Genomic DNA, 20067 nt, shown 5'->3' with positions numbered 1-20067 from the left:
GGCAGGCCGGTGGACAAGAGAACATCCCTCAGCGAGGCCGTGGCGGAGCACATCCGGGACGGCCAGCTTGTGGCCATCGAGGGATTCGGGCACCTGGTTCCGGTGGCGGCTGCCCACGAAATAATCCGGCAGGGATTCCGTGACCTGACGCTGGCCCGGATGACCGGCGACGTGATGATTGACCAACTGCTGGCGGCCGGTTGCCTGAAGGGGGTCATCGGCTCCTTTGTCGGAAACAGTTCGGCAGGCTCGCTCCACGAGCTGCGCCGGCGGGTGGAGAACTCGGACCCGGTTCCGTTGGACCTTGAGGAATACAGCCACGGGGGCATGGTTTGCCGGTACCTTGCGGGTGCCTCGAAGCTTCCGTTTTATCCCATCAACTCCTACCGGGGCAGCGATCTCGTGGCACTGAACGGAAAGATACGGTCCGTCAAGGACCCGTACGGCGGGGAGGAAATCCACGTGGTCCCAGCGCTGAATCCCGACGTGACGATCATTCACGCGCAGCGGGCCGACCGGGCCGGCAACATCCAGGCGTGGGGCATTCTTGGCGTGCAGGCCGAAGCTGCCTTCGCCGCTAGGAGGGTCATTGTCACGGTCGAGGAAATAGTGGACGACGGCGTCATCCGCTCCGATCCGAACCGCACCATCGTTCCATCCCACGTAGTCGACGCAGTGGTCCACTGTCCGCGCGGAGCGCATCCTCATTCGGTCCAGGGCTACTATGACCGCGACGACGGGTTCAGCCGCCGCTGGTCCGAGCTCGCCCGCGATCCGCGGCGGCTTCGCGACTGGCTGCAGGAAAACATCCACGGCACCCGGGACCATGCCGAGTATATTGCCCGTCTCGGCCCGGACTACTGGGACCGCCTGCAGGTCGAGGCGGCATTCTCCGTTCCGGTCAACTACGGAGGCCGCAAATGAGCATCACGGAACGATCGGAAAAATCATCGACACGCGTATCCTGCCGCCAAACGGAACCTGCACAGCCGGAAGTGACCAGCAGTGAGCTTCTCACCACCCTGTCCGCCCGTGCGCTGGAAGGAAAGCATGTGGTGTTCGCCGGACACGGACTTCCCACCCTGGCAGTGTCCTTGGCGCAGCGGACGGTTTCTCCCGGCGTCGAAATAATCTATGAGTCAGGCGTGACCGGGGCGCAGCCGGCCGACCTGCCGCGCAGTATTTCGGATTCGGTCCTCGTCACCGGCGCGGCGGGGGTCCTGCCCATGGCGCAGCTGTTCAACTTCGTGCTGCAGGGACAGCGCGTGGACGTCGGATTCCTCGGTGCCGCCCAGGTGGACAGATACGGCAGCCTGAACTCCAGCCTGATCGGAAAGGACTGGGCGGCACCGGCCAGTAAGCTCCCAGGCTCCGGGGGCGCCATCGAGGCGATGGCCGGGGCCGGCGAAATCTTCGTCGTGATGCGCCGGCACAATCCCCGGTCCCTCGTGGCGGACCTCGATTTCTGCACCACGCCCGGACCGCGTCGGGCGGCGGCGGCCCGCGGCGGCGTGATGCCCGCGGGCCTGGGCGTGACCACCGTCATTACGGATCTGGGCATCATGACACGCCGGGGCATCGACGAAGAGCTTGTCCTTACCGCTGTACATCCCGGCGTCGAGGTGGACGACGTCAGGGCAGCCACGGGGTGGGACCTGGAGGTCTCGAAGAACCTGGTCACCACGGTGCCGCCGACCGGCCGGGAACTGGCACTGCTGCGGGACGTGTTGGATCCGGAGCGGGTATACCTGCGATGAGTCCGGGTCCGGTATCCCCTCCGGATCGACAGGAATCACCGGCCTGGCCACTCCCCCACGCTGGCAGTGTGACGCTCTGCCATCAGATTGCCGGCGCCGTGTTTCCTGATGCCCTGATCGATTCGGCCGACCTTTTTGGTTAATGAGGGGCGTTGCCGGGGCAGGAAGCTCGCCAGTACCGCAGCAGTAAGGGCTGCTGCCGCGGCAATCCAGAAGACGTGTTCGAAGGCTCGGAAGGATGGGTGCTCTGTTCCGTCAAGCGTCAGTGTGGTTGAGGCCAGCAGCACGGCCACGGCGGCGCTGCCGATGGTGGTTCCGATGACGCGCAGCACGGTGTTCAGCCCATTGGCAGCGGCAGTGACGGTTACGGGGACAGATCCCATGATGAGGATGGGCATCGCTGCATAGGCGATGGCGTTGCCGATGCCTATGACAACGGCTCCCAGCATCACCATCCAGACTTCTTCGGTCAGGAAGAGGCGGCCAACGTAGCCGGCGGCAGAAACGAGGGAGCCCATAATGAGGGCGGTTTTGGCGCCGTAACGGCGGCTGCTGAGGGCGGATACGGGAGTGAAGAGCACCATTGCCAAGCCGATGGGAACCATGCAAAGGCCGGCAGCCATCACGCTCAGGCCGAAGCCGTATCCGGCCGCGCCAGGCATCTGCAACTGCTGGGTGGTGGAGAGCAGGTTGGAGTACATGGAGTAGCCCACGAGGACCGCCACCAGGTTCGTGATCAGCACGGGTCTCCGGGCCGATGTCCGCAGGTCCAGCATTGGTTGACTGATCTTCAGTTCGAGCGGGACCCACATGGCCAGGGCAGCGACCGCGGTTAGTGCCGTTATCAGCGTCGGGGCACTGGTCCAGCCCCAGGTACCGCCCTTGGACAAGGCAAGAAGTGCGGCGGTCAGGGCCGTCGAGAGCAGGATGGCCCCTCCGTAGTCGAACGTGCCCGGCGTGCGGACCCGGGATTCCGGCATGACCAGCGGCAATAGCGCGACCAGGACGATTCCGACCGCAGCGGCGCTCCAAAAAATTGACTGCCAGCCGAGGAACTCATACAGCACACCGGCCAGCGGAAGACCCAGCGCGCTCCCGAAACCCAAGGTGGCGCTGATCATCGCGACGGCTGGACCCAGCTTCATGGCGGGGATCTCCTCGCGCAGGACGCTGATGCCCACGGGCACGAGGGCTGCGGCGGATCCCTGGAGCGCGCGGCCGGCGATCATGGCCGGAAAACCCAGATTCAACGCCACCAGTGCTGAGCCGATGGTCATCATGACCAGGCAGACGAGCATGATCCGGCGTTTGCCGAACATGTCTGCCAGACGGCTCAGCACCGGGGTGGCCACTGCACTTGCGAGCAGTGTGGCGGTGAGGACCCAGGAGGCGTCCTCAACGGAGATCCCGAGCAAGCGCGGCAGGTCGGGCAGCAGGGGAACCACCGTAGCCTGCTGAAGCGTGACGGTCGTTCCGCACAGGCACAGCACCGGTACAAGGAGCCTGCCGGCAGCCCTGGGCTTCGATGCTCTGCCTTTCCCGCGTACAGGCATTCCGTTGGCGATCAGCGGGCGGTGGGGCTGTGTTGCTTGTCGGCATGCTGGGCTGCCGGCGCCCCCTCACCCGGTCCTGAAGAGGCGGCGGGGAGTACTGCTGGGTCACCGCCGTCGGACGTGGCCTGCGGAGCTTGCTCCTCCGCCACCGGCACGTGAAAGGAGGCCTTGGCTCCGGCAAAGCGGCGCCGGAAGCCGCTGACGGCCTTGATGGCAATGACGGCGAGAATAAGGCTGAAAATGATTGCGGCGGCCGGGTCGGTGACAAAGATGTCGAGGCTGCCGCCGGAAATCAGCATGGACTGTCGGAAGGATTTTTCCAGGATAGGTCCGAGGACGAAGGCCAGGACCAGCGGGCCGGCGTCGAAACCTGTCTTGGACATGATCCACCCGAGGACGCCGAAGGCCAGCACAACCCACATGTCGAAGGAACTGTTGTTGATCGAGTAAACGCCGATCAACACGATCAGCAGGGAAAAAGCGACGAGGATGCCTTGGCGCACGCGCAGCATCTGGATGAAGATGCCCACGAGCGGAATGTTGAGGATGAGCAGCATCAGGTTGCCGATGTACATCGAAGCGATAACGCCCCAGAAGAGTCCGGAGTGATCGGTCATAAGCCGCGGACCCGGGGTGATGCCGTGCATCAGCAGGGCGCCGAAGATCATTGCCAGCACCACGTTGGAGGGAATGCCAAGCACCAGCAGCGGAATAAACGCCGTGGTCGAGGACGCGTTGTTCGCCGTTTCCGGTCCTGCGACACCTTCGATGGCACCCTTTCCGAACCGGCTGGGATCCTTCGCCCGGCGCTTCTCCAGCGCGTAGGAGGCCAGGGAGGAGATGACTCCGCCGCCGCCGGGAAGGATGCCGATGAAGAACCCGAGGACCGATCCTCGGCCGATGGCACCGGCAGAGTCCTTCATGTCCTTCCGCGAAGGCCAGATGTTTTTGATCTTGGCCTTGATGGCCTGGGCTTTTTCGGTCTGTTCGAGGGATCGCAGCAGTTCAGCGACGCCGAACAGGCCCATTGCCACGGCCACGAAGTCCAGGCCGCCCAGCAGCGGCGCCTGGCCGAATGTGAAACGCGCCGACCCGTTGACGGGATCCTGTCCGACCGTGGACAGGAGCAGGCCGACGGCGGCCATGCATACGCTTTTGATGGTGGATCCGGTGCCCAGGGACGTGACCAGGAACAGGCCCATGACCATGAGGGCAACAAAGCCGGCCGGACCCATCGACAGGGCGATCTTGCCCAGCGCGGGCGCCATGAACGTCAGGCCGATGACGGCCACGGTGCCGCCGATGAAAGAACCTATGGCGGAGATGCCCAGGGCCGCGCCGGCACGGCCCTGCTTGGTCATCTGGTAGCCGTCGAAGGTGGTCACCACCGAGGCTGCCTCGCCCGGCAGGCGCAGCAGCACGGAAGTGATGGTGCCCCCGTACATCGATCCGTAGTAGATGCCGGCCAGCATGATGATCGAAGCGGTCGGATCCATGGTGTAGGTGATGGGCAGCAGCAGCGCAATTGTCGCCGTGGGGCCCAGGCCGGGCAGGACGCCGATGGCGGTTCCCACCACCACGCCGATCAGGACGAACAGCAGGTTCACCGGGTCTAAGGCCACAGAGAAGCCTTCACCGAGGTTGCTCAGGATATCCATGTGAGGGTCCGTTCTAGACGAAGGCGTCAAGCGCCAGGTCGGCGGGGAAGGGTACGCCGAGGAGCCGGTCGAAGATGACATAAAGCACTGCCGGGCCAGCCGCGGCGAAGACAGCCGTCCAGCGCCACGACTCCCGGCCGAACACCCGAAGCCACAACAGGAGCATCAGCACGGCCGGGATGAAGAAGCCCACCAGTTCGAAGAGCACTATGAACGCGGCAAGGCTCGCGATGCCGGCCATTACCGACACGCTCCGGCGGCCCCAAGCCTCCAGCGGCTCATGTCCCGGCCACACGATCAGTGCCGCGGCGCTGAAGACGATGGCCAGCGAGATGGCGAACGGCCAGAGGCCAGGGGCAGGATTGTGCAGGGTGCCCAGCTTCAACTGCCATGACCCGGCCGCAGCCCCAAGGCCCAGTGCGAGCAGGACGAGCGGAGCGATTCTGCGCTGCCAGCGCAGGGCGCCGGTGCGGGGCCTTTCCGGTTCCCGGATTTCGGCGGCCGCTTCCACGGGAGTAGAAACCATGGGTTCACCCTTCTTCGTGCCGGCCGTCATTGGCCGGCGGTTGAGTCGTTGTTAGTTACTTCGCCAGGAGGGGCTCGTAGCGGGTGCGCATGTCGGCAAAAACCTGCTGGGTCGCTTCCGCATTTGAGAAGCTGTTCGGCACGAACCGGTCGCCGATCTGGCCGATGACTTCGGTGTCCTTGCTGCAGGTTTCGACGCCGCTTTCGAGTTTCTCCGAAACCTGCTGCGGCAGGCCCTTGGGGGCGAAGAGCCCGTAGACCGAGGTGGTCTTGACGTCGAAGCCGGCCTCCTTGGCCGTGGGAGCGTCGGGGAAGGCCTCCGAGCGTGCTTCACCGGCAGCAGCGAGCGGGACGAGGGCGCCGTCTTTCACCTGGGCCTCAACGTCGAGGTAGTCGTTGACGAATCCGGCGTCGATGTGGCTGCCCAGCAGGTTGGTGATGAGTTCGGCGCTGCCGGAGGTGGGAACCAGGGCGAACTCGATGCCGCTCTCCTTCTGCAGGCGCTTGAGTTCAGTGGCCAGCGAGCTGGTGGCGCCGGGAACACCGATGGAGATCTTCCCGGGGTTGGCCTTGGCGGCGTCGAACAACTCCTGCAGGCTCTTGTACGGGGAGTCCTTTGGCACGGCGAAAAGGGTGGGGATGGCTGCCATGGTGCCCAGGGCCTGGAAATCGTCCTGGGAGTAGGCCAGGTCGTTGCTCATCGGATTCAGGACCATAGGCCCGTTGGTGCTGAGCCCTACGGTGTAGCCGTCGGGTTTGGCGCCGGCCAACTTTTGCATGGCCACTGCACCTGCTCCGCTGTCAAGGTTCTCCACCACGAAGGTGCCGCCCAGCAGCTTCCCGAGGCAGGCACCGTAGGCACGCGCCGTTGTATCCGAAGGCCCTCCGGCGGCATAGGGCATGACGAACGTAATGGACTTGGTCGGGTAGCTTTCGGATGATGCCTTGGAGGCACCGGAGCAGCCCGTGACGGAAAGCGAAAGGCCGGCGACAGTGACGGCAGCGAAGAACACGCGAGTCTTGTTCAAGGTAACCTCTGGTGGTTTCGGTCTGAAGTTGAGAGTGCACTCCGCAAGGAGTGCCCTCTCAGTAATACAGGATTGTGACCGGCGGCACAACCGCCTCCGGTGAAATAAATCATTCGTTGGGTGCTGCTGATTCGAGCCGGGAGACGCTCAGCGCCGCCCGGGGTTTCATGAAGGCGTCCCACAGCGGCCCGGTTGAGATCCACCGCAGCGGATCCATCAGGGCCAGGCTGCGCGGGACGAATACCTTGCGCCGCCGCGCGGCGATCGCGCCGACGAGAAGGTCGGCGCAGGTCTCCGTGCTGGACACCACGTTGAACGGCCACGGAAGGGAGCGGCTCTCTCCGGCCCGGCTTCCCGCCCCGGAAATCATGCCGGTGCTCACCCATGCCGGATGCGCGACGCCCACGTCAACGCCCTTATGGGCCAGTTCCAGCCGCAGCGCCCCGCCGAAGGCCTCCACGCCCGCCTTGGAGGCGGCATACGCGTTGGCCCGCGGAACATTCTTCAACGCGGCGGCCGAACTCATGAGCAGGTAGTAGCCCCGGTTTGCGGTGATCTCCTCCAAGGTGGCCTTGACGGTCCTGATCACACCGCCAAGATTGACGTCGACGATCCGCAGCAGGTCCTCGGTGCTGGAAACGGCCACCGTGGAGGCACTGCCGATCCCGGCGCAGGCAAAGACGATGTCCAGCCGGCCGAAGTGCTCAACTGTCCGCCGGGCTGCGGCCTGCAAGGACATTTGGTCCGTCACATCCGCTGCCGTGGCCAGATGGCCCTCTCCCAGAGTGGAGACCAGCTGGTCCAGGGCTGGCTGGTCGCGGTCGACGAGGGATACGTGTGCTCCCGCGGCGGCCAGGCGCCGGGCCGTGGCCGCGGCGATACCGCCGGCACCGCCGGTAACCAGTACCACCTTGCCCCGCAGCCTGTCCGGCCCCCGCAATCGGTCCGCCCCGCTCCCGCCCGCCTCCGGAGGATTCAAGGATTGGAATCTCATCCCATGTACGACCCTCCGTTGACGTCAACCGTGACGCCCGTGACGAAGCCGTTTTCAACGGCGGCCAGGTACTGGACGGCCTGGGCAACGTCATCGGCGCTGCCCAGCCGGCCCACCGGGATGCGGCTGAGATAGTTCCGGTTGACTTCGTCGGAGACGCCGGCGGCCATGCCGGCGTCGATCCGCCCCGGGGCGATGGCGTTGACGGTGATACCGAACGGTGCGAGTTCCCGCGCGAAGGAACGGGTCAGGCCCAACAGGCCCGTCTTGGTCGCGGCATAGTGGACGCCGCCCAGCCTGCCGCCGTCGCGTCCTGCCAGGGAGGACATGTTGACGATCCTGCCGAATCCAGTGTTCTTCATGTGCGGTACCAGGGCCTGGATACCTAGGAACGGGCCTGTGAGGTTCACCGCCAGGACACTCATCCACTCATCCAAGGGGACTTCATCACCCGGGATCTTTTGTCCGTCCCGCTTCGGGGAGATGCCGGCGTTGTTGACCAGCACCGCAGGGGTTTCCGGGCTGGCCTCCACCGCCTCTGCGATCCGTTGCCAGTCGCCGGGCTCAGTGACGTCACACTGCATTGCCTGCAGGGATCCGCCCTGCGGATCCAGGTCCGCCCGGAGGCCGGCCAGTGCGGAGTCTGATGCATCCACGGCGATCACCCGGTCCCCGCTGGCCAGGAATGACTCCACGATGCCGCGGCCGATGCCCCCGGCCGCGCCGGTGACGACGACTGTTCGGTGGTGCTGCTGGTTGTTACTCATGCTTTGTCCGTTCCTCGTTGAACGGGAGGCGGCCTTCTTCTCGGCAGTCTCCCCGTGGGGCCGTTAGCGCACTCCGGCCAGGGCTTCTTCCCTGGCTTGGTCCGTGGATCCGGCCAGATAGGGTTCAGGGTCAAAGGGCGCGTTGACTTGGCGGAAGGTATAGGCCGGTTCCGGCCACAGTGTGGTCAGCCGCCCGTTGCGGTGGTCAACGTACCAGCTGCTGCAGCCGCCGTCGAGCCACACAGTGCCCTGCGCCAGCTGGTCCACACGGTCCATGAAGGCATCCTCCGCTTCCCTGCTCACCTCCAGCGCCGGCACAGCGGCCTGGTCGCGGAAGTTCACCGCGCCCATGATGTAGTCGATCTGGGCCTCGGCGATGTAGACGGCGGAGTTGTGGCCCAGCCCGGTGTTGGGCCCGTTGATGATCCACAGGTTCGGGAACCCATGCACGGCCGTGGTGGCGTAGGCCTGCATGCCGTTGGCCCAGCGTTCACTGAGCGGCTGGCCGTCGCGGCCGTAGATGCGGTAGGCAATGGGCAGGTCTGTCGCTTCAAAACCCGTGCAGGCGATGATGACATCCAGTTCGCGGCTGCCTCCGTCCCCGCCGATAACACGGCTGCCCTCCACACGCGTGACGCCGCCGGTTTCCAGGTGGACGTGCTCCTGTGTGAACGTCGGGTAGTAATCGCTGGATTTCAGGACCCTCTTGCAGCCGAACGTGTAGTCCGGGGTTAGCTTCCGGCGCAGTTCCGGATCCTCAATCTGCCGGTGGAGATGGTCCAGGGCGACCTGCGCTGCAGCGGAGACCAGCGTCGGGGTGCCCCGGCGCTGGGCGTAGCGCTCCTCATTGGACCAGAACATCTCCTCCCGCAGTTCCTGCATCACCTCGGGCATCTTGCGGAAAAGACCCTTTTCCTCCTCGGTGTAGGCCCGGTCCGGTCGCGGCGTCACGTACGGGGCCGAGCGCTGGAACACAACGACCTCCCCGGCGATCTTTGCCACCTCGGGCAAGACCTGGATGGCCGTGGCTCCCGAGCCGACGATGCCCACCCGCTTGCCCGCCAGGTCAATCCCGTCATTCCACTGCGCTGAGTGGAACACTTCGCCGGAGAAGTCGCTCAGTCCCTCGATGTCGGGCATCTTCGGCTCGGACAGATGCCCGACGGCGGTCACCAGGGTTTTGGCTGCAAACTCACCTTTGGGGGTGCTGACTTTCCACAGCGCTTCCGCCTCATCCCAGCGGGCGTCGGTCAGTTCGGCGCCGAACACGATCCGTTCAAGGAGGTTCTCTTCCCGGGCGACGCTGCGCAGGTAACCGAGGATTTCCTCCTGGGGGGCGAACATCCGGGACCATTCAGGGTTGGGGCGGAAGGAAAACGAGTACAGCAGCGACGGCACATCGCAGGCCGCGCCGGGATAGTGGTTGTCGCGCCAGGTTCCGCCCACGTCTTCCGCCCGTTCGAGAATGATGAATGAGCGTTCGCCCTCGCGGGCCAGTTTTGCGCCCATGCCAAGGCCGCCAAAGCCTGTGCCGACGATGATGACGTCGACCGGCGAACCGGACGCCGGATAACCCATAGGGGTACTTTCCACTGTTCCTCCAATGTGTGTGTTGTTGCGTGCTGGTCCCGACGGGCTAGACAAAGAGTGCTTCCCGGATCCGGCCCGCAGGAGAAGCGGCGGGGTCCGTCACAAATTCGTTGATGAGCTGGAACAGCTGGGCCGGGCGCTCCTGCGGGACGGCGTGACCACTGTCGATGACCGCGTAGCGGGCGTTCGGAAGGCCTCCGAAAAGGAGCTGGGTCTGCCGGGCGGGCACCATCTGGTCGTGGGCGCCGGCAATGACCAGGGACGGAGCGGTGATCGCTGCAAGCCTGCCGCTCAAATCGGCAACGGCGTTGAGCCGCATCTGACCGGCAATCCCCTCCGGGAAGGTCCGGGCATCAATCAGGGCCTGGATGTCAGCGTCGCCCCGGCCGGCAAGGAAAGGGTGTCCATAGGCTGTCCAGGTGACGAACTCGCGCAGGAGGTCCTGATCCGACTCGAAGAGCCGCTTCCAGATCCGGTTGCGAAGCCGCTGCTGGGCGTCGGCCCTGACCCAACCGGCCACCAGGGTCAGGCTTGACACGCTTTCGGGGCGGGAAGCGGCGAGGTCGGCCGCCACCAGTGCGCCCAGTGAGTAGCCGACCACATGGACCGGCTGAGCAGGAGCGCGGTGGTCGATGACGGCCGCAACCTGCCCTGACAATCCGTCGAGGGTCGGTTCCCCGGCAGGGCTCTGCAGGTCAACGGCCAGGACACGGTACCGGGCGGCAAGCATGGGAAAGAGGGTGCGGAAATGAGTCTTGGCGCTTCCGCCCGTTCCGTGGACCAGGACCACGGTGTCCCGGGAGTCTTCCGGTGCAAGCGTGTCATGGAAAGGAACCGAAAGGCCCCCGACGTGGACGGCACCCTCGTTTGCATCTGGATGAATCTTCAATTCCAATCCCTTCGAATTTGACTGGCCGGTACTGATAACGATGAGGGAATCCGATCGGGTGCAGGCAGCGCGGCAGTGACACGATATTGAAAGTGCACTCCGTGCGGATTACACTCTCATAAAAGCATAAGAGTGATACGAAGCACAATCATTGGAAGGGAAACAATGAAGATTACCGGCGCGGTCCTGGAGACCGTCGGCTCCCCACGTCCATACGCCCGGTCCCGCCCGCTTTCCGTTGCGGAGCTTGACCTCGCCGGGCCGGGACCGCAGGAAGTCCTGACACGGATGGAGGCTGCGGGTATCTGCCACTCGGACCTCTCCGTGGTCAACGGCGACCGCCCCCGTCCGCTGCCCATGCTGCTCGGCCACGAGGCCGCCGGTACGGTCGTCGCTGTCGGCGCGGATGTCGATGACCTTGAACCGGGCCAGCGGGTGGTCACGGTTTTCCTGCCGCGCTGCGAGGAGTGCCCCAACTGCCGCACCGGGGGCAAGCTGCCGTGCAGCGTCGGTACAGAATCAAACGGGGCCGGAACGCTGCCAGGGGGGTCCACCCGACTGACGCGTGCCGGCCAGCCTGTCCGTCACCACCTCGGAGTCTCCGGCTTCGCGACCCATGCCGTGCTCAGCCGCCGCTCGGTTGTCCCGGTCGGAAGCGACGTGCCGCCGTCGGTCGCTGCACTTCTTGGGTGTGCGGTGCTGACTGGAGGCGGGGCCGTCATCAACGCGGGGAATCCCCAGGAGGGGCAGGACATCATGATCGTCGGCCTCGGAGGAGTCGGCATGGCAGCTCTGCTGACCGCCGTCGCAATCTCCTCAGCGTGGGCCGAACCCGCCCGGATCATCGGCGTCGATGCGAACCCGGACAAACTGATCACAGCGCGGGAACTGGGGGCAACAGAAACGTACTCGCCTGCCGAGGCCGCGGACCTGGGCATCCGGGCCCACATCGTCATCGAGGCGGCCGGCCACCCCCGTGCCTTCGAAACCGCGGTGCAGGCCACGGCGCCCGGCGGCACCACGGTGACTGCCGGACTGCCGGCTGCGGGAGTGCTGTCATCCATTGAACCGTTGGGGATCACAGCCGAGGCCCGCACCATCGTCGGTTCCTACCTGGGCTCCGCAGTACCCGCCCGCGACATCCCGGTCTACGCCCAGATGTGGCGCGAAGGAAGGCTGCCGGTCGAAAAACTGGCTTCGTCGGTGATCACCCTGGACAACATCAACGAGGCGATGGATGAACTCGCCGATGGAAATGCCATCCGCCAGATCGTGATGTTCAATTGAGAGTTATCGGCACCAGAACTGAACCCCGGCAGCTGCGAACGGCCGCCCGGTACCCCACCGCTGATAGGAACGTTAATAAAGGATGAAGACGATGACTTCGGAGGCCTCCGCAAGTGGTGCTCCCGTCGGGCTGCGCGAGAAGGCCCGGATCGAGCGTTACCAGAACATCCGCGCTGCAGCAGAACAGCTCTTCAACGAGCGGGGCTACGAGCACACCACCACCAAGGAAGTGGCCGAGCTTGCCGGGGTCGGGGAGGCCACCCTTTTCCGTTACGTCAGTAACAAGCACGAACTGCTGCTACTGGTTATCGGCGAGCGCATGGATACGACGCTCCAGGCCATCGAAGACGCGGACAAGGAACTGGCCGCCAATACTTCCACCGCGCGGGACTATGTGGAGCGGATCTACGCCATCTTCCGTGCACGCGCCCGGTTCTACGCAACCGACCCGGAGAACGTCACGAGCTACCTGCACCACGGCTTCAAGGCCGGAAGCCAGCTTGGGGCCCAGAGCATCTCCCAGGGCGACAGGGTTATCGCCCTGATCGCCGCCATCCTCGACGACGCCAGGAAAGCCGGATACCTCAGCGCCGACGTCGACTCACTGATCGTTGCGCAGAACTGCAACGGAACCTATATCCATGAGATCCTTCGCACCCCGGCGCGCGGATTCCGCCCGGAGGATCTCTGGGAGAAACTCCGCGAGCGCCTGCGCGTGCAGATCGAACCGCTTTTCCGGTTTTGAAAGATCCAGCGCCTGCCAGCAGGGCGTCCATCTGGGCCGAGAAGCAGGAGTCGCTTGACTGAGGTCGTCCAGTCCGTTGTCCACCCCTAGAAAAGGCGTCCAGGGCTCGTGGTCCCGCAGGATGTGCTCCTAGCTTCCCTGTTACTGCGGGCTTTGTGGTCACAACCGCCGCCTACGCGATCCCTGATGGCGGAAAGCGGCCTGGTCAGGCCCTCTGCAAATGCTGTTCGGTTACCGCGTTGACGTAACCGGCATCACTATCCTATTCTTGATGAAACGATTCAAGGGAAAGGGCTTTCCGAAGCCCGGCACCTTCAAGGTCCCCGTCGACCATCCGGAACACAACAGTTCCGGTTCCTTGCCAATGACGACGAAGGAATTCACCAGAATGAGCAGCACCCCCGGGGAAACCCGTCCTATCCCGGAAGCCGGCGCTGGCCAGCGGGACCCGAAGAAGGCGGCGATGAGCGGCTGGATCGGAAGCGCACTCGAATACTACGACTTCGCACTGTACTCGCTGGCAGCGACGCTCATCTTCCCCGCCATCTTCTTCCCCACCGAAAACCCGACCGTGGGGATCATCGCCTCGCTCGCCACCTACGCGGTGGGCTACGTCTCCCGCCCGGTAGGCGCCGTCGTACTGGGAGCATACGGTGACCGGCACGGCCGCAAGCAGGTGCTCGTCTTCGCCATGCTGCTGATGGGCTTCGCCACCTTCGCCGTCGGACTATTGCCCACGTACGGACAGGTGGGCATCCTGGCGCCAATAATGCTGGTGATCCTCCGCCTCATCCAGGGCTTCGCCGTCGCAGGAGAACTGGGCGGCGCCAGCGCGATGATCGTGGAGCACTCCCCCGACGCCAGGCGCGGCTTCTTCGCAAGCTTCAGCCTGCAGGGCACCCAGGTGGGCTCCATCCTGGCCACCGCCGTCCTGCTTCCCCTTGCAGCCATCCTGCCCGCCGACCAGTTCCAGGCCTGGGGCTGGCGCATCCCGTTCCTGCTCAGCGCCTTTGTGATCCTGGCGGGCTACATCATCCGCCGCCGGGTGCAGGAGCCGCCGGCGTATGCTGCGCAGTCCGAGGCCGGCAAGGCCAAGCAGCGGTTCCCCCTCGTTGACCTGGTCCGCGGCTACCCGTGGGTCCTGGTCCGCTGCATCCTGATGACCTTCACCAACGTGATCGGCATGGCAACGCTCATCTTCGGTGTCTCCTACGCCACGCAGAAGGGCTACGGCAACGGCTTCTCCAGCAGCGACTTCCTGTGGGTCACCCTCGTGGCCAACATCGCCGCCGTCGTCACCATTCCGCTGTTCGGCGCGCTCTCGGACAGGATCGGCCGGCGGATGCTGATGGTGGCCGGCGGCGTGGGCGGTGGCGTGCTGGCCGGCGGATACCTGCGGGCCATCGAGCAGGGAAGCCTGGCACTGGTCTTCGTCTGCATCGTGATCGTCCAGGGCATCTTCTTCCAGATGTGGAACGCCACCTTTGCCACGTTCTTCCAGGAGCAGTTCCCCATGCGGATCCGCGTCACAGGGTTCGCCGTGTCGCAGAACGTGGGCCTCATGATCGCATCGTTCTTCCCAAGCATCTTCACCGCCGTCGCTCCCCCGGGGTCCGCCAACGTCCCCCTGGTCATCGGGCTGACCACGCTGGGTATCTGCGCCGTCGCAGCGCTCGCTACCCTCCTGTCCCCCCGACACCAAGGGCAAGTCGCTCGGCGACCTCGAGACCCGCAAGGACGAAATTGAGGCGCCAGAGCCCGCTCTTGCCCGTGAAAGCGTGGCGGCGGGGTAACGGATGCGGCCGCGGGACGGGCTACCGCAAGTGGCACCCAAGGCCAAGCGGTCGACGGCGGGACTCCCCGCCGTCGACCGCTTTCGTTAAGAACGTCCTCGACGTCTTCAGGAGGAAACACTGCGGCTTACAGGGAAATTTGCCCAGCAGTCCGTCACACTAAGGAAGGCTATGGATTCTGGGGGATGCCGTCGTTGACTGCCGCCGCCCGGTCACCTGGGGCCGCATCATCATTCTCCGGAAGGCATCAACCATGACCCAGCAACACCCCGACGCGAACTCGGCCCCGCAGGAAAATTACGGCCCGCCTGTGCCCCCTCCTTACAACGGCGCCCAAGCTCCAACCCCGCCGCCCTTCCCCGGCCCGCAGTACTCTGCGCAGCCGCCAATGCCGCAGCCGCCGCAGTACTCAGGCCAGCCGCCCATGCCCCAGCCGCCCCAGTACTCAGGCCAGCCGCCCATGCCCCAGCCGCCGCAATACTCAGGCCAGCCGCCGATGCCGCAGCCGGGTTACGGTTACCCGCAGTCCAAGTCGAAGATCGCGGCAGGCTTGTTGGGCATATTCCTGGGTGGCCTGGGTATCCACCGCTTTTACCTTGGATATACAAAGATCGGCATCATCCAGCTCGTGCTCGCGATCGTCCTGAGTGTGCTGGGCTTGGGATTCCTCGCCTTGTGGGGCCTTATCGAGGGCATCATGATCCTCGCGGGCGCCGTCTACTTCCAGCGGGACGCCCACGGCGTTCCGCTCCGCAACTAGGCCGAAGGAGACTGCACTTTGACTGAGATCATTCACGACAAGTATGAACAGCTCGAGCAAATCAGGGCCGGGCTCCTGCAGGGAGAAATCGTCTACGCCGTTTACGACTGCATCGGGGTCGGTACCGGCTTCGTGGGCATCACCAACATGCGCGTAATCCTCCAGGACAAGAGCTTCGTCGGAAACAAACTTGCCGTCGTGTCCGTGCCCTACAAGAACATCCGCTCCGTCTCGATGCTGTCCAACAAGTCGATGATGGGCAGGTTCGCGTCAACCTCGAGCATCGGAATCGACACGGGTGGCAGCATCAAGGAAGCGGACTTCCGCGGCGATGACAAAGCCAAGCACGCACATGACTTGATTCTCTGGAACATGCTGAACACCAAATAGCAGTCAGCACGTGGAAGGGCGATCGGATGCTCCGGCCGCCCTTCTACGTCGAGGGAAGTGCCCGGATACCGGCGGCCCAGCCACCCATCGCGTTGTGGGGCAGGGCCGACCGGTTCCGGGGCCCTGACGGCGCCTCGACGTCCACTTTCATGCCGAGGCCGAGTCAAAGCCTTGTCGGCCTTGGCACAACGAACGTACTCTTATAGAGAACCATTAGTTCTCTAAACCGGGGCCCAATGGACCGCAAGCAGCGCCGCAATCCCGCAGTTTCCAACAGCCATTCGTGCGGCACTTCCGGGAATCCTGCCTGTGATGCTTCTGGGGCATTGGACCAACGGCCGCTCCGCCCCCCTCTGTCCCCAGGGAGTCCCGGATGACTGAAAAATTTACCGGGATGCTCGCCGACTTCGGCGCCGCGGACCTGGCGTTGGCTGGCGGAAAGGGAGCCAATCTCGGTGAGCTCGTGCGCCACGGCTTCCCTGTTCCAGCGGGCTTTGTGGTCACAACCGCCGCCTACGCCACCCTGCTGGCAGAAACCGGCCTGGGCGCCGAACTGGAAGGGTTGCTCGAAGCCGAAAACGCCGGGGCACGGATCCGCGCGCTGTTCGCCGAATCCCACGTGCCGGCGTGCGTCACCGCTGATATTGCGGCGGCTTACGCCGCGCTGGGCGGCGGTCCGGTGGCCGTGCGTTCCAGTGCCACCGCCGAAGACCTGCCAGGAGCCGCCTTTGCCGGGCAACAGGACACTTTCCTGAACGTTGTCGGCGAGCAGGCAGTGACCCGTGCCGTGGTGGAATGTTGGGCTTCGCTGTGGACGGACCGCGCCATCGCCTACCGGCAGCGCCAGGAGATCAACCCGCGGGAAGTGTCGATTGCCGTCGTCGTGCAGGACATGGTGCCAGCGGACACCGCGGGAGTCCTGTTCAGCGCGAACCCGGTAACCGGCGAGCGCGGTGAAATCGTGGTCGATGCCAGCCCCGGCCTGGGCGAGGCCGTGGTTTCTGGACGCGTCACGCCGGAACACTACGTGCTGGACCGTTCGGGCCGGACAAAATCGTTCATCCCGGGCGCCCATGAGGTTGTGATCCGGGCCCTTGCCGGCGGGGGCACCGGGGAGAGCGCCGGCACGGGCAGCCGGCAGGCTGCCCTCGGCACAGGGCAGTTGGCGGAACTGGCGCGGCTGGCAATACGTGCCCAGGATCATTTCGGCCGACCGCAGGACATGGAATGGGCCATCACCGGCGGGCGCCTGTACGTGCTCCAGTCGCGGCCGATGACCGCCCTGCCGCCGCAGCCACTACACCTGAACCCGTTCCAGCGCCTGATGGGTCCGTTCTTCCTGGAGATGTTCCAGGAACGTCCGTATCCCCTGGACGTGTCCGGCTGGATGCAGCGCGGCATTCTGGCCATGCTCCACGGCATGGCCGGAAGCGTCGGCGTCGTCTTCCCGTCGGTGAACGACTTGCTGCCGGAGGAGGACGGCGTGGTGGTCCGGCTGGTTCCTCCGGTGCCGCACCCTACACTTCGCACGCTCGGCGCACCCGTTTCCGTGGTGCGCCGGGCCCGCCGGTTCAATCCAACCCGGTGGACCCGGGACAGCAGGTTCTCCACATTCCTGGAGAACGTCCGGCGGCTCAACGCCCAGGACCCCCGGACCTTGGCCTGGCGAGGGGTGATCGGGCTCGCGGAGGACGCCTTCGCCACGATGCGGGGGATCACCGAGCTGCGGATCTCGTACCTGCCGGGAGCTTTCCTTCCGCAGGCCAAGCTGCGCCTGATGCTCATGCTGCTGGGCAAGAGGCACCTTGGCCCGGCACTCATCGCCGGCGCGGAAACCCGCACCAGCCAGGCAAACCGTGCGCTGGAGGCCTTGGCCGACCAGGTCCGGTCGCAGGGCACGCTGGCCCGGGCCTTCACGGAACTGGAACCGGGCGAACTGCTTTCCCGGCTGGAGCACGATCCTGAATTCAAGGAGTTCCACACACAATTCCAGGCATTCCTGGCAGAATACGGCCACCGTGAAACCGTCAGCGTGCTCTTGTCCAGTTCACCGACCTGGTCCGATGCCCCCGAGGTGGTTCTAGGTCTGGTCACCTCCATGATGGGAGAGCGGCGGCCGGCCGCAGACCAAACCGGCCAGGCCCTTGCGGAACTGAAACGTCATCCCGCCCTGCGGATCGCGGCCCTGCGGCGGCACCTGCTGTCCGCCGTCGACGCCGCAAAAGCCGGGACCGCCTTCCGCGAAGACAGCCACTTCTACGCCACCATGGTGCTGCCGCCGCTCCGGCGCGCGCTGTCCGAACTGGGCCGGCGGCTGTGCGATGCCGGGGTGCTGGCTGATGCGGCCGATGTCCAGCACCTGCGCTTTGAAGAACTGGCGGGAATGGACGACGGCGGCGCGCTGCCTGCCGCCGAGAGGGAACGCTACCGCCGGCTGGTGCTGGCCAGGGCCGCGAAACGCCGGGAACTGGAAGGCATTCCGCTGCTGGACACGGCAACGCTGTTCGCTCACATGCGTCCGGCGCCCGGAACTCTGGTGTCCGGCATGCCCGCCAGCCGCGGCCAGGCCACCGGGACGGTGAGGATCATTCGCGGGCCGGACGAATTCCGACTGCTCCGCAGCGGCGAGGTCCTTGTCTGCCCCTACACCAACCCATCCTGGACTCCCCTGTTCCAGCGCGCGGCCGCCGTCGTGGTTGACGCCGGCGGAATCGCCTCCCATGCTGCCATCGTCGCCCGGGAATACGGGATCCCCGCCGTCATGGCCACCGGGTCGGGGACCCGTGACCTGCAGACCGGCCAGCTGGTCCTGGTGGACGGCACCCGCGGACAGGTCACGGCGGCTGTTGCGGAGCCGTCGTCGTGACCGCCGGAGCCGGTCCGGACCATCGAAAGCTGCCGCGCCGGCGCGGCGCGGTCCTGAACAACGCGATCTTCGATGCCGTCCTGGCAGAGATCGCCGAATCCGGATACTCTGCGCTGACTATGGACCGGGTAGCCGAACGCGCGCGCGCAAGCAAAGCCTCCCTCTACCGGCGCTGGCCCGGCCGCGCCGCCCTGGTACTGGACGCCGCCTACGCCTCTATGCATGGCCCGGACACCGTCCCGGACACCGGCAGCCTGCGGCTGGATACCTTGACCGTCATGCGGCAGGCTGCCCGGCTGCTGGAAGGGACCGTTGGACAGGCCGTTCGCGGAGTGTTGGGTGAGGCCTTGCAGAACCCCGAAGTTGCCGCAGAAGTCCGTGAGTTCACGCATGGAAACGCCAGCAGGATGATGCATGAGATCCTTGCCAGCGCCGTAAGACGGGGCGAATGCGATCCGGACCTCGTGACTGGCTTCAGGCTCGAGGCCGGTCCCGCCCTGCTGCGGCAACGGTTCATCTTCGGCTCCGGCCCCATCGAGGATGACTTCCTGGTGGGGATTGTGGACGAAGTGGTGCTGCCGCTGTTCGGCCTCGAGCCGGGGCACACCCGGCGGGCACCTGAAACTGTAACTGAAGGAGGGCTGCGCCCGTGAAACCTTCCACCATTGTTTTCGACGTCAATGAAACCCTCTCGGACATGTCCCCCCTGGCAGGCAGGTTCGAAGGGGTAGGTGCACCGGCGTCCCTGGCCAAGCTGTGGTTTGCCACGCTGCTGCGCGACGGCTTTGCCCTCACCGCAGCCGGCGGCAACGGGTCTTTCGCCGAGATCGGTGCAGAGGCCCTGCGCGGCCTGTTCGCCGGCATGGACCTTGACAGGGATCCTGACGCTGCGGTGGAGCATGTGATGGCAGGACTGGCAGGGCTTGGCCTGCACCAGGATGTCCCGGAAGGAGTGAAGGCACTCAAAGCTGCGGGGTTCCGGCTGGCCACCTTGTCCAACGGCGCTACCGGGGTTGCCGAGAAACTGTTCACCGACGCCGGGATCAGGGACAGCTTTGAACTGCTGCTCTCCGTAGAGGACGCGCCGGCCTGGAAACCGGCACGGGCAGCCTACGGGTACGCCGCGTCCACGTGCGGCGCAGCGCCCGATGAGCTGCTGCTGGTGGCCGTTCATCCCTGGGACATCCACGGGGCCGCGAAGGCCGGCCTCGGAACCGCATGGATCAACCGGTCCGGCGTCCAGTACCCCAAGTATTTCCAGGCTCCGGACTACACCGTGCCGGCGCTGGACCAGTTGGCTGCTGCCCTGGCCTGAGATGGGCCCGGAACGCAACGGGCGCCGTTGGCATGTCAGGCAAACCCGGAACCCAGCACGTGAATGCAGTCAGCCGCGCCCCGAGCAGACTGGACAAACTTCCCGCAGGAGACCCTCGACCGGCTCTGCCCTTAGGGCGGATGCCGCGGG

Annotated in this window: 17 protein-coding genes and 1 pseudogene; 10 read left to right on the top strand and 8 right to left on the bottom strand. The window is 65.3% G+C overall.

Going from position 1 to position 20067, the window contains the following annotated elements:
- Nucleotides 1-9 precede the first annotated feature (9 nt).
- On the top strand, nucleotides 10-924 hold the full coding sequence (locus GK109_RS12430) for a CoA transferase subunit A (RefSeq protein ID WP_370460569.1): 915 nt from the start codon (nucleotides 10-12) through the stop codon (nucleotides 922-924).
- Nucleotides 925-995: 71 nt separating this feature from the next.
- Nucleotides 996-1757: a CoA-transferase subunit beta gene (locus GK109_RS12425; RefSeq protein ID WP_370460568.1), complete on the top strand. Its 762-nt coding sequence runs from the start codon at nucleotides 996-998 to the stop codon at nucleotides 1755-1757.
- 35 nt (nucleotides 1758-1792) lie between these two features.
- Here GK109_RS12425 and GK109_RS12420 read toward each other — a convergent pair whose 3' ends face one another.
- The 8 genes from GK109_RS12420 to GK109_RS12385 all read right to left on the bottom strand — a co-directional run bounded on the left by GK109_RS12420 (nucleotide 1793) and on the right by GK109_RS12385 (nucleotide 10761).
- Entirely contained in the window at nucleotides 1793-3310 is a 1518-nt protein-coding gene (locus GK109_RS12420) for an MFS transporter (protein ID WP_157240795.1), read from the bottom strand.
- An 11-nt stretch (nucleotides 3311-3321) separates the two neighbouring features.
- Complete coding sequence (locus GK109_RS12415; RefSeq protein ID WP_157240793.1) at nucleotides 3322-4968, bottom strand: tripartite tricarboxylate transporter permease; 1647 nt, start codon at nucleotides 4966-4968, stop codon at nucleotides 3322-3324.
- Nucleotides 4969-4981: 13 nt separating this feature from the next.
- Nucleotides 4982-5494, bottom strand: coding sequence for a tripartite tricarboxylate transporter TctB family protein (locus GK109_RS12410; RefSeq protein ID WP_197432461.1), 513 nt, complete (start codon nucleotides 5492-5494; stop codon nucleotides 4982-4984).
- A gap of 55 nt (nucleotides 5495-5549) precedes the next feature.
- The gene (locus GK109_RS12405) at nucleotides 5550-6521 is read right to left on the bottom strand and encodes a tripartite tricarboxylate transporter substrate binding protein (protein ID WP_157240789.1); all 972 of its coding nucleotides are present in this window, start codon (nucleotides 6519-6521) and stop codon (nucleotides 5550-5552) included.
- 109 nt (nucleotides 6522-6630) lie between these two features.
- Nucleotides 6631-7500, bottom strand: coding sequence for an SDR family NAD(P)-dependent oxidoreductase (locus tag GK109_RS12400; protein WP_197432460.1), 870 nt, complete (start codon nucleotides 7498-7500; stop codon nucleotides 6631-6633).
- 11 nt (nucleotides 7501-7511) lie between these two features.
- On the bottom strand, nucleotides 7512-8282 hold the full coding sequence (locus GK109_RS12395; protein WP_157240784.1) for an SDR family NAD(P)-dependent oxidoreductase: 771 nt from the start codon (nucleotides 8280-8282) through the stop codon (nucleotides 7512-7514).
- A gap of 63 nt (nucleotides 8283-8345) precedes the next feature.
- Nucleotides 8346-9860 carry an NAD(P)/FAD-dependent oxidoreductase gene (locus GK109_RS12390; RefSeq protein WP_157242908.1) on the bottom strand — a complete coding sequence of 505 codons (1515 nt, stop codon included), beginning with the start codon at nucleotides 9858-9860 and terminating at the stop codon, nucleotides 8346-8348.
- A gap of 58 nt (nucleotides 9861-9918) precedes the next feature.
- Entirely contained in the window at nucleotides 9919-10761 is an 843-nt protein-coding gene (locus GK109_RS12385; protein WP_197432459.1) for an alpha/beta fold hydrolase, read from the bottom strand.
- A 165-nt stretch (nucleotides 10762-10926) separates the two neighbouring features.
- On the opposite strand from GK109_RS12385, the gene GK109_RS12380 reads away from it, so the two are divergent.
- The 8 genes and pseudogenes from GK109_RS12380 (at nucleotide 10927) to GK109_RS12345 (ending at nucleotide 19917) form a co-directional block, all read left to right on the top strand.
- Nucleotides 10927-12048 (top strand): alcohol dehydrogenase catalytic domain-containing protein, encoded by a 1122-nt coding sequence (locus GK109_RS12380; RefSeq protein WP_157240780.1) that lies wholly within the window; start codon nucleotides 10927-10929, stop codon nucleotides 12046-12048.
- Between the two features lie 91 nt (nucleotides 12049-12139).
- Nucleotides 12140-12793, top strand: coding sequence for a TetR/AcrR family transcriptional regulator (locus tag GK109_RS12375; protein ID WP_197432458.1), 654 nt, complete (start codon nucleotides 12140-12142; stop codon nucleotides 12791-12793).
- Nucleotides 12794-13157: 364 nt separating this feature from the next.
- A pseudogene (locus GK109_RS12370) lies at nucleotides 13158-14586 on the top strand (MFS transporter).
- A 253-nt stretch (nucleotides 14587-14839) separates the two neighbouring features.
- Nucleotides 14840-15346, top strand: coding sequence for a TM2 domain-containing protein (locus GK109_RS12365; protein ID WP_157240777.1), 507 nt, complete (start codon nucleotides 14840-14842; stop codon nucleotides 15344-15346).
- Nucleotides 15347-15364: 18 nt separating this feature from the next.
- A complete protein-coding gene (locus GK109_RS12360) occupies nucleotides 15365-15736 on the top strand; it encodes a PH domain-containing protein (protein WP_104999181.1) in 372 nt (123 codons plus the stop codon).
- Nucleotides 15737-16109: 373 nt separating this feature from the next.
- The gene (locus GK109_RS12355; RefSeq protein ID WP_157240775.1) at nucleotides 16110-18602 is read left to right on the top strand and encodes a PEP/pyruvate-binding domain-containing protein; all 2493 of its coding nucleotides are present in this window, start codon (nucleotides 16110-16112) and stop codon (nucleotides 18600-18602) included.
- Complete coding sequence (locus GK109_RS12350; protein ID WP_197432457.1) at nucleotides 18599-19255, top strand: TetR/AcrR family transcriptional regulator; 657 nt, start codon at nucleotides 18599-18601, stop codon at nucleotides 19253-19255. The genes GK109_RS12355 and GK109_RS12350 overlap by 4 nt, the downstream gene beginning before the upstream one ends.
- Nucleotides 19252-19917, top strand: a complete 666-nt coding sequence (locus GK109_RS12345; RefSeq protein ID WP_370460567.1) for a haloacid dehalogenase type II — start codon at nucleotides 19252-19254, stop codon at nucleotides 19915-19917. Before GK109_RS12350 ends, GK109_RS12345 begins: the two co-directional genes overlap by 4 nt.
- Nucleotides 19918-20067 lie beyond the last annotated feature (150 nt).

Origin of the sequence: Pseudarthrobacter sp. GA104, assembly GCF_009741265.1 — a bacterium.
Taxonomy (GTDB): domain Bacteria; phylum Actinomycetota; class Actinomycetes; order Actinomycetales; family Micrococcaceae; genus Arthrobacter.
The sequence above is the reverse complement of the archived record's forward strand: the minus strand, read 5'-3'. Positions and strand labels throughout refer to the sequence as shown.

Bases quoted from the DNA above. Each gene is read 5' to 3' on its own strand.
- GK109_RS12415 (WP_157240793.1), bottom strand. From the start codon at position 4,968: ATGGATATCCTGAGCAACCTCGGTGAAGGCTTCTCTGTGGCCTTAGAC.
- GK109_RS12375 (WP_197432458.1), top strand. From the start codon at position 12,140: ATGACTTCGGAGGCCTCCGCAAGTGGTGCTCCCGTCGGGCTGCGCGAG.
- GK109_RS12380 (WP_157240780.1), top strand. From the start codon at position 10,927: ATGAAGATTACCGGCGCGGTCCTGGAGACCGTCGGCTCCCCACGTCCA.
- GK109_RS12390 (WP_157242908.1), bottom strand. From the start codon at position 9,860: ATGGGTTATCCGGCGTCCGGTTCGCCGGTCGACGTCATCATCGTCGGC.
- GK109_RS12410 (WP_197432461.1), bottom strand. From the start codon at position 5,494: ATGGTTTCTACTCCCGTGGAAGCGGCCGCCGAAATCCGGGAACCGGAA.
- GK109_RS12355 (WP_157240775.1), top strand. From the start codon at position 16,110: ATGACTGAAAAATTTACCGGGATGCTCGCCGACTTCGGCGCCGCGGAC.
- GK109_RS12395 (WP_157240784.1), bottom strand. From the start codon at position 8,282: ATGAGTAACAACCAGCAGCACCACCGAACAGTCGTCGTCACCGGCGCG.
- GK109_RS12365 (WP_157240777.1), top strand. From the start codon at position 14,840: ATGACCCAGCAACACCCCGACGCGAACTCGGCCCCGCAGGAAAATTAC.
- GK109_RS12420 (WP_157240795.1), bottom strand. From the start codon at position 3,310: ATGCCTGTACGCGGGAAAGGCAGAGCATCGAAGCCCAGGGCTGCCGGC.